This window comes from Thermincola ferriacetica (genome assembly GCF_001263415.1).
GTDB classification, from domain to species: Bacteria; Bacillota; Thermincolia; order Thermincolales; family Thermincolaceae; genus Thermincola; species Thermincola ferriacetica.
On the sequence record NZ_LGTE01000042.1, the window covers coordinates 1 to 11,735 of the forward strand.

Sequence of the window (11,735 nt, forward strand, 5' to 3'; positions counted from 1 at the left end):
CGGCCGAAGAGGTGCAGCCGGCGCCCGTCGTAGAAGCGAAGCCGGCCCCGGCCGAAGAGGTGCAGCCGGCGCCCGCCGTAGAAGCGAAGCCGGCCCCGGCGAATGACAGCAAACCCGTTTCGGACAAACCTCGGCAGATGCCTGGTGATGAAGTGAGGCCGGTTCCAACACACAGGAATGAACATGAGCCTGTGGGCAATTTGAATACTGCTGTGGTGGACATGTCTGAACGGGTACAGGCTGATAAGTTTAAAACTGTTTCAGGCGATAAACCTCGAGCGCCGGCAAAAAACAACCAGTCTAAAAAGGAGCCATGGTGGAAACGTCTTATTTCTGTAGTGGCTCCCCGAGAAAATTATCGAGTACAAGCCGGGTCTTTCGCAGTTTCGGAACCGATGGCCAAAAACGTTTTGCCCAGCGGTATGTCGGCGGAAGAGCAGCCGTCTCTCTGGTATAAGGTTCGATTGGGGGAATCCCTCTGGTTAATAGGTAAGACCTTAGGGGTGCAGTGGCAAAAAATTATGGAATTTAACAAGTTGATCAGTACCATCATATATCCGGACCAGAAACTGGGAATACCGGATGTGCCTATCGCAGATGACGGTACAATTAAGTACAACATTAAAAACAGGGATACTTTATACTGGATAGGTCAAAGCCTAGGTATTGATTACCGGGAAATCATGGCCCGTAATGGCTTGACCGACCACTGGATATATCCCGACCAGATGTTAATCATACCTTTATTTACTGAGATGGTTACCGAGGGAGCAAAAAACTTGTTAAATTCCCCAAACCAAGCCTTGGCTCTATTGGATTTGGATAATGAGAGCGATATCGGGTTACTGGCCAAGGCAGTTTATGCTGAAGCCAGGGGAGAGCCTTTTGAAGGGCAGGTAGCTGTGGCTGCTGTTATTCTCAACAGGTTGGCAGCACCAGGTTTCCCCAAGACAATCAGGGATATTATTTTCCAACCCTGGGCATTTACTGCCGTTATCGACGGTCAGATTAATCTGATCCCCGATAGCACTGCTTACAGAGCTGTGGAAGAAGCGCTGAAAGGACGTGACCCTTCAGAAGGAGCCTTATATTACTGGAATCCCGATATAGCTACAAGCAAGTGGGTTTGGACTAGACCTATAACCAAAATGATCGGTAACCATGTGTTTGCTAAGTAAACCTTAAGGCCTCTGCCCAACGGCAGAGGCCTTAAATAATTTTGGTTGCTAAAAGGGGTTTATAAACACTATAATTGGAATATAACTAGGCGGAAAAGGTGGGAGTGTTATGCCTGGCTTTGAACAGGTACAAACGCCGGAAGGGCTGCTTTTTTTAAAAATTCCGGTTTTCGAAGAGGCAGGGTGTACGGCTGTTTTCAGCTCCAGGTTGGGAGGAATCAGCAAGGCTCCTTATGACAGCTTAAACCTTGGTTATCATGTGGGCGATGACATCCAGGATGCCGTTGAAAACAGAAGACGGCTATGTGATACTTTAGGTTGGCCATTAGGGCATACTGTTTCCGGAGAACAGATACATGGCGACTGTGTAAAGGTAGTTACAAGGGAAGACCGGGGTAAAGGAGCGTTTACATATGCCAGTGCTCTGGCGGGGACTGACGCACTGGTCGCAAACCAGCACGGCGTAGTTTTAAGCTCTTTTTATGCCGATTGTGTACCGCTGTTCTTTTTTGACCCTGTGAAGAAAGTGGTAGCATTAGCCCATGCCGGTTGGAAAGGAACTTTTTTAGCGATTGGACAGAAAACAATTGCCGAGATGCAAAAAGTTTTCCGGACTGTACCGGAAGATTGCTTGGTAGCTATAGGGCCGTCGATAGGAGCCTGCTGTTACGAGGTGGACGAGAAATTGTACCAAACCTTTAAAGGCCGCTTTACCTGGGTAGATAAGGTTTTCAAAAGTAACGGGGAGGGAAAATGGCGCCTGGACCTTTGGAAGACCAACTATATCCAGTTGTTAGAGATGGGCATTAGGGAGGAAAATATAATAGAATCCAGAATATGTACTAGTTGTAACACGGAATTATTTTTTTCCCATCGAAAGGAGAATGGGAGAACAGGGCGCATGGGGGCTTTTATAGCCTTGCGATAAGTACCAGGGGGGATGTAATGTGTCCAAGCCCAAGATTCTGGTCGTAGACGATGAACAATATATCGTAGAATTAATCAGGTTTAACCTGGAAAAGGAAGGGTATACAGTTATAACGGCTGGTGATGGAAAGATAGCTTTGGAACAAACATTTCGGGAAAAACCCGACCTGATTGTGCTTGACATCATGCTGCCAGGCGTGGACGGATTGGAAGTATGCCGTACTTTGCAGCGTGATAAGGAAACACAGTTGATACCTATAATAATGCTTACAGCAAAGGGAGAAGAAATTGACAAGGTTTTAGGGTTGGAACTGGGCGCAGATGATTATATGACTAAACCCTTTAGTCCAAGGGAACTGGTAGCAAGAATTAAGGCGCGGCTCAGAAGAAACTTTAAAGCCCAGCAAAGTGATAACCAAGAAAAAGAGAATATTTTAGCCATTGGCGGTCTTAAGATAGATATAGAAAAATTCAGTGTGTATCTAAATGGTCAAAAGGTTGATTTTACACCGAAAGAATTTGAATTGTTAAAGCTGCTGGCCTCCAATCCGGGTAAAGTATTTACCCGTGAATATTTACTGGAAAAAATTTGGGGTTATGATTTTGCCGGTGATACCAGAACCGTTGATGTGCATATCAGACATATCCGGAAGAAGATTGAACCGGAGCAGGGGGAAAAGTTTGTTGAAACTGTCCGGGGTGTAGGTTATAAATTTAGGGAGATGGCGTAATGTTCAAAAGTTTACGGTGGAGATTTTCCCTTACTTATTTTGCGATAACCGCACTTTTCCTGACTTTGCTGGGGATTTACCTGATCAACAGCATGGTCAACTATTCTTATGCCCAAATTGAAGAACGCCTGATTTCATCAGCCTGGCTGTTGAGCAATGATATAACGCTGCGGCTGGAAAATTCGCAAAGTAGAAACGAAATACAAAAATTTATTGACGAAGCTAAAAATATAGCCGCAGCCAGAGTAACATTGATTGACAAAAACGGTACAGTCATTGGCGATTCCCATGAAGATTACCGGAAGATGGCCAACCACGCCAATAGGCCCGAATTTATACAGGCGCTGAATGAGACTGTCGGAAAAAGTGTAAGATTTAGCGCTACCCTTGGTGAAAAAGAATTATATGTTGCTGTTCCCGTTAAGAGGCACGGCCGGGTAGCCGGGGCAGTCAGACTGGCTATTCCCTGGAGGGAGGTACAGGCCGGCGTTTGGCATATCCGGTGGATTATCGGAACGGCCATTTTTATTGTATTTGTTCTGACGGTAACCATATCGTCTTCCTTAGCCAGAGAAATAACGGCCCCTTTAAAGGAAATGACGGAAGTCGCTAAGGAGATGGCCGAAGGAAAATTAGACAACTACGTCCGGGTTGTTTCGGACGATGAAGTCGGTGCGTTAGGCCGGGGTTTAAATTATATGGCCAGGCGCCTGAAAGACACCATCAAGGAAATAACAGAAGAAAAAAACAAAATCCAAGCCATTCTTACCAGTATGGTTGAAGGGGTTATAGCCGTTGATAAAGATACCCGTATTTTGCTGGTAAATCCGGCTTTTGAGAAGATTTTCAATGTGGTGGCCGACCAAGTAATAGGACTGACGGTCATCGAGGGAATTCGCAATTACGAGCTGGAGAAAATTTTGCTTAAAGCCCTTAAAAAAGGCAGAACCATAAACCAGGAGATAGAAATAGTTCCTTTGAGGCGTGCGTTCAGAGTTAATGTGGTACCTTTAATGAGAAAAGAGAAAATAGTTGGGGTTGTTGCAGTATTCAGGGATATTACGGAAATTCGCGAACTGGAAAAAATGCGCAGTGAATTTGTTGCCAACGTATCCCATGAATTAAGAACACCTTTAACTTCTATCAAAGGGTTTGTAGAAACGTTGTTGGACGGAGCCATGGAGGACCGGGAAGTAGCCAGGCGTTTTCTGGAAATCATTAATGTAGAAACCAATCGCTTAAGTAGGCTGATTAACGATATCCTGAGCCTGTCCAGTATCGAGGCCAAGAACAAAGAGATAAGTAGGAGCCCTGTCAATTTTAATGAAATCGTGGAAAAAGTACTGCCAATTCTTGTACCAATGGCTGAGGAAAAGAATATTACCGTAGAGACAGACATTCACCCTGACCTGCCTGTAATCATGGCTAATGAAGATTTGATCAAACAGGTGCTGATAAATCTGGTTGATAATGCCATTAAATACACTCCCGAAAATGGAAGGGTTGTTCTTAGTGCGACGCCAAGTGGTGGTGGTTTAAAAGTGTCTGTTAAAGATACGGGTATCGGTATACCGCCGGAAAGTATGTCCAGGCTTTTTGAACGTTTCTACAGAGTCGATAAGGCCAGATCCAGGGAACTAGGCGGTACCGGTTTGGGGTTAGCTATTGTAAAACATGCCCTTGAAGCCCATGGAGGGACGATCAAAGTAGAAAGCCAGGTGGGTATGGGTTCAAAATTTACCTTTTACCTCCCGGCAATATAAAAATCAATGAACAAGGAAAAAAGTCCGGAGGCAAATCCGGACTTTTTTCTTAACGCAAATTTAACATTTCGATAACATACGTATAATAATACTCTGATATAGTGAAGTTGGCTGATTGTTTATTCCGCGCATTTCATAGGAGGTTAAAACATGACTGAAAATGTCCAGCCCAAAATTAAAGTTCGCGATTTAAACTTATATTACGGGGAATTTCATGCTTTAAAAAACATTAATATGGATATTCAGGCCAACAAAGTGACAGCTTTAATTGGCCCCTCTGGCTGTGGAAAATCCACTTTTCTGCGCACTCTTAACAGAATGAATGACCTTATTGATAGTTGTAGAATCACCGGTAAAGTAACTGTGGATGGACAGGACATTTTCAGCCCGGAAGTTGACGTAGTCAATCTCAGAAAAAAGGTTGGTATGGTTTTTCAGCGCCCTAACCCATTCCCAATGAGTATATATGATAACATAGCTTATGGTCCGAGAATTCATGGTATTAAGGAGAAGCGGAAGTTGGATGAGATAGTTGAAAAGAGTCTGCGGGCCGCAGCCCTTTGGGAAGAAGTCCATGACCGTCTGAAAAAACCTGCTTTAGGTTTATCCGGCGGCCAGCAGCAGCGTTTGTGTATAGCCAGGCTTTTGGCGGTCGAACCTGAAATTTTGTTGATGGATGAACCCTCATCTGCGCTGGACCCCATTTCCACTTTAAAAATCGAAGAATTGATGGGTGAGCTAAAAGAGAATTATACAATTGTCATTGTTACCCACAATATGCAGCAGGCTGCCCGGGTATCCGATTTTACGGCATTTTTCTTGACAGGCGACATGGTTGAATTCGGCGAGACGGAAACGATTTTCACCAAACCATCGGATAAGCGTACGGAAGATTATATTACCGGACGTTTTGGATAAAATTCTGTTAAATTAATATTTTTTCTCTTGAAATATCACAAAAGCACAATTAAAATAGTTTTCAAATAATTTTTACAGGGAGTGGGCTAAGGTGGGTTCAACACGTAATGCTTTCGAACGTTCTCTTGAAGAACTTCAGCAGGAAATATTGCGCATGGGGAGCCTGGTTGAGCAGGCAATCTACAATTCGGTTCATTCATTAGCTACGCAAAATGTAGACCTGGCTAACCAGGTTATTGAAGGGGACCGTTTAGTTGACCAATTGGAACTGGAAATTGAAGATAAATGTCTGAAGCTTATAGCCACCCAGCAGCCTATGGCAGTGGATTTACGGAAGATAGGCACTGGTTATAAGATTATCACCGATCTGGAGCGCATGGGAGACCATGCTGTAGATATAGCCAGGGTCACCCGGCGGTTGGCTAATGAGCGGCTAATTAAACCGCTGGTTGATATTCCGAGAATGGCAGCCATTACCCAGGAGATGGTCAAGGAAGGCCTTGATGCTTACGTAAAAATGGACGTTGAATTGGCCAGAAAACTTTGCAGCCGTGATGACGAGGTTGACCATATTTATTCACAGATATTCAGGGAGTTACTGACGTATATGATGGAAGACCCCAGAACCATTACCCAGGCTACCTACCTTTTATTTGTGGGTCGTTATATAGAGCGTATTGCTGACCATGCGACCAATTTGGCCGAACGGGTTGTGTATCTGGTTACCGGTGAGCGCCTTGACTTAAATGATTAATAATGAATTTTATAAGCATTTTTTATCACTGCCTAGAGCGCCTGAAGGCGCTTTTTGCTTTTAAAGAGGAATTACCTTAATTTTGGCTGCTTTAGCAGGATATAGTACTGTATGTGTAGAATAATAATCTTGTTATAGGCGTTTTAAGGAAGGAAGTTGATAATGAATAAGCCTGGACGCAATTCAAAACGTAGACACCCGAAAAAACGCCGCCTAATTTTAAGAGGGGTCTTATTTGCAGCAATTGGGTTTTATTTAGTCTGGGTTATATTTAATTATGTTTCCGATACTTTAAAAGCCAAATTGGTTGAAACCCAAGTGGCTAACTATGATTATATACAGTCAACGGTTGATTTTAACGGTATTTTGGTAAGGGATGAAACAGTTTTAAGCGTTCCCAACCATGGAAAACTTGCGATTGTGGCATCTGAGGGTGAGCGGGTCCGGGTTGGCGCTGTTGTATTTAAAGTTAACATACCTGATGTTCGCGGCAGAGACGGTGTTACGGCTATTAACATATCTTCACCCAGAGCAGGTTTGGTAAGTTATCGTTTGGATGGCCTAGAGAAGTTGTTGGTACCGCATAATGTAAATATTATGGATTTATTCGGCATTTTTGCCGGGCACACTTTACAGAGTTTAAAGTATGACGATAACCAGGTTGTCGAAGCCGGTCAAACAGTGGCTAAGGTGGTTAATAATCTGGAACCTATGCTTGTTTTAGGAGAACTTCCTAACCAACCGGTATTTTTAAAAAAGATAAAGCCCGGTGGCAGGGTGTTAGTGGATTTAGGACTTGCCGGGTCAAAACCGGTATACCTGACGGTGGTTGAAGCCAAACCTACCGGGGATAAATTACGGATAGTACTGGAGTTAAATGATTTTGCCAAAGAATTTATACAGAACAGAGTTCATACGTTTCGGCTTATCAGTGACAGGTTTGAAGGATACATAGTACCTGAACAGGCTTTAGTTTATAAAGATAACAAGCCGGGTATATATACGGTATACAAAAATTTAACCCGGTGGCAGCCTGTTAAAATCGAGGGCAAGGTAAAGGACCAGGTTGCTGTTTCCGGTCTGGAACCGGAAACCACATATGTGATAAACCCCAAATATATCGAGGAAGGGCAGCCGGTTAATTAGGAGGATAGCCATGTTACATTGGTTAAGGACCAATCTTGAACAGATTCGCAGTAACATAAACGAAGCAGCATATAAGTCCGGTCGTAAACCTGATGACGTAAAATTAATTGCGGTGTCAAAAACAGTACCAATGGAAACAATTAAGGCCGCATGGGAAATGGGGGTTACTGATTTCGGAGAAAACAAGGTGCAGGAACTTACAGAAAAATTTAACGAACTTCCTGAGGCCAAGTGGCATTTAATCGGGCACCTACAAAAGAACAAGGTAAAATACATTGTGGATAAGGTCGTACTCATCCATTCTCTAGATTCTTATCCTTTGGCAGAGGAGATCAACAAGCGGGCAGTTGCCAGGGGAAAATGTCTGGACGTCTTAATCCAGGTTAATGTGGCGCGGGAGCCCACTAAATTTGGCCTTGATTTATCAGAAGTAGATGATTTTATTAATGCTGTTAAGGACCTACCGGGCTTGGCGGTAAAAGGATTAATGACCATAGCTCCTTTTGTTGGCGACCCCGAGGCAGTGCGTCCGGTATTCCGGGAACTGAAAAAGAAGTTTGACGCTTTAAAAACAATGGAGATTCCCAGTGCAGAAATGAAATACCTGTCCATGGGGATGTCCAATGATTATAGAATTGCCATAGAAGAAGGCGCAAATTTAGTTCGGATAGGAACCAGGATTTTTGGGGAAAGAAAAAAATGAGAGGAGGACTTTTTTAATGGCCAAGCTGGTTGATAAAGTACTCGGATTTATGGGCTTTGAAGAGGAAGAAGTGGAGATTATCGAAGATGAGGAACTAGTACAGGAGGAAGAAAGTTCCTTCAAGAAGAAAAAGAACGGGCCAATTTTTAGCCTGCATACTCAAAAGCAAACTAAAGTAGTAGTTTGTGTGCCTAAGGTTTTCGAGGATTGCCAGTATATAGCTGATCATCTGAAAAACCGCCGCCCGGTCATCATCAACCTGGAAGATGCTGATAAGGAACTGGCCAAGCGGGTTGTTGACTTTATCAGCGGGACCACCTATGCTTTATCAGGAAATATGCAGAAAGTTGGAAACGGAATATTTCTTTTTGTCCCGAGTAATATGGATATAGCAGGGGAAATTAATAAAGAACAGGACAAAGAAAAGGGATTGTTTACTTGGATTCGGTAATAGGGAGGCAAATTGATGTCATTGGCAGATAAAACCATCGGTTTTATTGGGGCGGGGGCAATGGCCGAAGCAATACTGGCCGGTTTGCTCAGTTCTGATTTAACAAAGCCGGAAAAAGTGTTTATCAGCGATGTTGACTTTACCCGTAGAGATTATGTAAAAACGAGATTCTCGGTTAATGTTGCTCAAAACAATACGGATTTGGTCAAGAGAAGCGATATAGTTGTTTTAGCAGTAAAACCTTTTATTTTGCAGGATGTATTAACTGAAATAGCCGGTTCAGTACAAACCGATCAACTGATGGTTTCTATTGCCGCCGGATTATCAACAGGCTACATATCCAGTTTTTTCAAAAGCCGAGTTCCTGTCATAAGGGTTATGCCCAATACGCCGTCATTAGTAGGCGAGGGAGCAAGCGCTTTGGCAGCCGGTGAATTTGCAGGTGAAGAGCACCTTGCTTTGGCATTGGAATTATTTAATTCCGTTGGGCGAGCCTATACCGTCTCCGAGCAGGCTATGGATGCTGTCACGGGTTTGAGTGGGAGCGGTCCGGCTTATATGTATTTAATCATTGAAGCTATGGCCGATGCTGGAGTTAAAGCCGGCCTGCCGAGGAAGATTGCATTGGAGCTATCTGCTCAGACCATGTTAGGCGCTGCCAAAATGGTTCTGGAAACAGGTGAACATCCGGCTGTATTGAAGGATAAAGTCACCACCCCCGGTGGTACGACTATTGCAGGGCTGCATACTTTAGAACAGGGAAAACTCAGGGCAACTATTATAGATGCTGTAATTGCCGCGACCCAGAAGTCTAAAGAATTGGGAGCTGTGACCAAATAAGTTAGGGGGATTTGTGTTTTGGACTTATATGTGATTATTAAAGGAATATTTGCAGCTATAGAATGGTTGGTAATTGCTCGTATTATCTTATCTTTCTTGCCGATGTTCATGCGGATTGACCATTATCATCCGATAGTTCGCTTTATCTATGAAACTACCGAGCCGCTTTTGGCGCCTTTTAGAAAGATTCTCCCGTCAACGGCTGGGTTAGATTTTTCCCCGTTATTGTTGTTCCTTGTTCTAGGAGCTTTAGAACGGTTGATTTTAAATCTATTGATGTAGCTATGGTCGACCGCAGTATTATTAAGTTACTTCCTGCTGAACAACGGGAATTAGGCGCCAAAATTATAGATAAAGCCCAGTCTGCGTTGAAAATTTATCAACCGGTTTTTACTGATTTCTTGGACCCGGGCCAACAGGTAATGGCGAAAAAACTGGTATCAGGTATTTACGGACTTACATGGAAGTTTGACGGTGGTTATGATAGTGCCGAGAGAAAGAGAATGATAATTTTCCCTGAGGACTTAAGCTGGGGGGAAATCCCGGAATGCATTTGCTGCTTACAAGTCGCAGGGAATTTTCGTTTTCGCAAGGCTACTCACCGTGATTTTTTGGGCGCTGTCTTAAACACGGGCATCAGACGTGAAAAATTAGGTGACATAATAGTCGTTGATGAGGGGTGTCAACTGATAGTTGTGCCCGAAATAAAGGATTACCTTGCCCAGAATTTGTTTAAAATACATCAGGTACCTGTCAAAGTAACGGAAATTTCGCGGGAAGAACTGATTTCTCCGGCCGACAATACTAAAATTATTGACACCACCGTTTCTTCCTTAAGACTTGATGCAGTGGCTGGAGCAGGGTTTGGGATTTCCCGCAGTAAGATAGCCAAATATATAAATAGCGAAAAAGTCAAAGTCAATTTTGAGACTATTACTGATGCTGATTATAGAATTAACGAAGGCGATGTTGTATCTACCCGGGGGCTGGGAAGAATAAGTATAGAAAAAGTTAAGGGGAATACCAGAAAGGGCAGAATTGGCATTGTAATTAAACGATATTTATAAGCCCTATCGAGGGTTCTTTTTTTTATCTGTATCTTTAAATTTAAATTCCAACTGCATAGGCTTCAATGTATATTTTTTGCACTCCAAGACAATGGTGCTATTTGGCTGTTTGCAACTGTTGTTGCATTTTTCGCAAAGTTTATTCACGATTATCATCCTTGCCCAGTTTATTTCCGGTCAATAAATATATTTATTTTTTTATGCGAAATTCCTTCTTGTTTGATGTAATAGTTTCACCATTCCAGGTTAATTCTCATATACTAGTCTGAGGGGACTAATCTGTGGAGGTGAAAGCCATGTTGAGACAACCACGGTTATTTAATCCACTGGTGGTTGTCCTGGGTTGCATTATAGTATCGTTACTGACAACCTTTGCCATTGTGGAAAAAAATCTACGTCCGACAATCCTGGCAATTTCTAGGGCCCAGGCAGAACAAATAGCCGTCGAGTCAATCCAGGATGCGGTTAACGAAAAAGTGGCTAAAGTGGTGGAATATAAAGACTTAATATTTGTGCGAACTGACAGTCGTGGCCGGGTTGTACTGATGCAGCCGAATACAGTTAAGATTAATAGTTTGGCTGCCGATACAACTTTGGAAGTACAAAAGGCTTTAAAAAAATTAGAAGGAAAGGTTTTTAAAATTCCCTTAGGTCAAACCTTGGGCAGCCAGTTATTGGCTAGTTACGGCCCCAAAATCAAAGTAACTATAGTGCCAATAGGTACCGTAAAGGTCATAGTCGAAGACAAATTTGAACAAGCAGGTATTAACCAAACCAGGCATCGATTGTATTTAAACATATTCAGTCAAGTTAAAATAGTTATTCCGTTGGTAAGCGACAGTGTGGAAGTTAGCTCCCAGGTACCAATAGCAGAGACCATCATTGTAGGCGAAGTGCCGGGGACCTATTTAAATTTGAACCTGGGAAAAGGTTTAGAACTTATCGGTAAATAGAAGCATATTTCACTTTTTGTGAAAAATAATATATCTTAATACCGGTGCGATAAGCTTCCAACATGGGATTTATAACTTTACATAAAAAAAGATAAAAAAATTGATTTAAATTGCTTGACAATTATATTATCCGTATGCTATATTAGACAATGTCGGTCGCGGCAATAGCCGCGGCCAACAAATCAGAAATCACAGCAAATACAAAGGTTGCTGTTGATGCAAAAACTACCGGTTGACGAAAAGCAGCCAGTTATGGTAGTATGGAATTCCGCGGCTGGTTGAGAGCCGGTGCGGGAGAAGAAGT

13 protein-coding genes are annotated in these 11,735 nt (G+C 43.0%); all 13 read left to right on the plus strand.

Translation table 11 applies throughout. The features are described from left to right. Positions 1–1,178: cell wall hydrolase (locus Tfer_RS15250; protein ID WP_052219139.1), on the plus strand; the 1,178-nt coding region annotated here is incomplete at its 5' end. Between the two features lie 109 nt (positions 1,179–1,287). Beyond that, positions 1,288–2,106: a peptidoglycan editing factor PgeF gene (gene pgeF, locus Tfer_RS15255; protein WP_052219140.1), complete on the plus strand. Its 819-nt coding sequence runs from the start codon at positions 1,288–1,290 to the stop codon at positions 2,104–2,106. Positions 2,107–2,125: 19 nt separating this feature from the next. Beyond that, positions 2,126–2,836 carry a response regulator gene (locus Tfer_RS15260; RefSeq protein ID WP_013120975.1) on the plus strand — a complete coding sequence of 237 codons (711 nt, stop codon included), beginning with the start codon at positions 2,126–2,128 and terminating at the stop codon, positions 2,834–2,836. Continuing rightward, positions 2,836–4,599, plus strand: coding sequence for a two-component system histidine kinase PnpS (gene pnpS / locus Tfer_RS15265; RefSeq protein WP_013120974.1), 1,764 nt, complete (start codon positions 2,836–2,838; stop codon positions 4,597–4,599). The genes Tfer_RS15260 and pnpS overlap by 1 nt, the downstream gene beginning before the upstream one ends. 150 nt (positions 4,600–4,749) lie before the next feature. Next, complete coding sequence (gene pstB / locus Tfer_RS15270; RefSeq protein ID WP_013120973.1) at positions 4,750–5,517, plus strand: phosphate ABC transporter ATP-binding protein PstB; 768 nt, start codon at positions 4,750–4,752, stop codon at positions 5,515–5,517. Positions 5,518–5,608: 91 nt separating this feature from the next. Continuing rightward, complete coding sequence (phoU, locus tag Tfer_RS15275) at positions 5,609–6,271, plus strand: phosphate signaling complex protein PhoU (protein ID WP_013120972.1); 663 nt, start codon at positions 5,609–5,611, stop codon at positions 6,269–6,271. A 162-nt stretch (positions 6,272–6,433) separates the two neighbouring features. Further along, positions 6,434–7,417: a biotin/lipoyl attachment domain-containing protein gene (locus tag Tfer_RS15280; RefSeq protein ID WP_052219141.1), complete on the plus strand. Its 984-nt coding sequence runs from the start codon at positions 6,434–6,436 to the stop codon at positions 7,415–7,417. A gap of 10 nt (positions 7,418–7,427) precedes the next feature. Further along, positions 7,428–8,120 carry a YggS family pyridoxal phosphate-dependent enzyme gene (locus Tfer_RS15285; RefSeq protein ID WP_052219142.1) on the plus strand — a complete coding sequence of 231 codons (693 nt, stop codon included), beginning with the start codon at positions 7,428–7,430 and terminating at the stop codon, positions 8,118–8,120. 16 nt (positions 8,121–8,136) lie between these two features. Then, positions 8,137–8,571, plus strand: coding sequence for a cell division protein SepF (locus Tfer_RS15290; protein WP_052219143.1), 435 nt, complete (start codon positions 8,137–8,139; stop codon positions 8,569–8,571). Between the two features lie 15 nt (positions 8,572–8,586). After that, positions 8,587–9,411 carry a pyrroline-5-carboxylate reductase gene (proC, locus tag Tfer_RS15295; protein ID WP_052219144.1) on the plus strand — a complete coding sequence of 275 codons (825 nt, stop codon included), beginning with the start codon at positions 8,587–8,589 and terminating at the stop codon, positions 9,409–9,411. 18 nt (positions 9,412–9,429) lie between these two features. Continuing rightward, complete coding sequence (locus tag Tfer_RS15300) at positions 9,430–9,693, plus strand: YggT family protein (RefSeq protein ID WP_013120967.1); 264 nt, start codon at positions 9,430–9,432, stop codon at positions 9,691–9,693. A 2-nt stretch (positions 9,694–9,695) separates the two neighbouring features. Beyond that, positions 9,696–10,478, plus strand: coding sequence for a photosystem II electron transport protein, Sll1252 family (locus Tfer_RS15305; protein ID WP_052219145.1), 783 nt, complete (start codon positions 9,696–9,698; stop codon positions 10,476–10,478). A 296-nt stretch (positions 10,479–10,774) separates the two neighbouring features. Continuing rightward, positions 10,775–11,431, plus strand: a complete 657-nt coding sequence (gene yunB / locus Tfer_RS15310; protein WP_052219146.1) for a sporulation protein YunB — start codon at positions 10,775–10,777, stop codon at positions 11,429–11,431. The last annotated feature ends 304 nt before the right edge of the window (positions 11,432–11,735 follow it).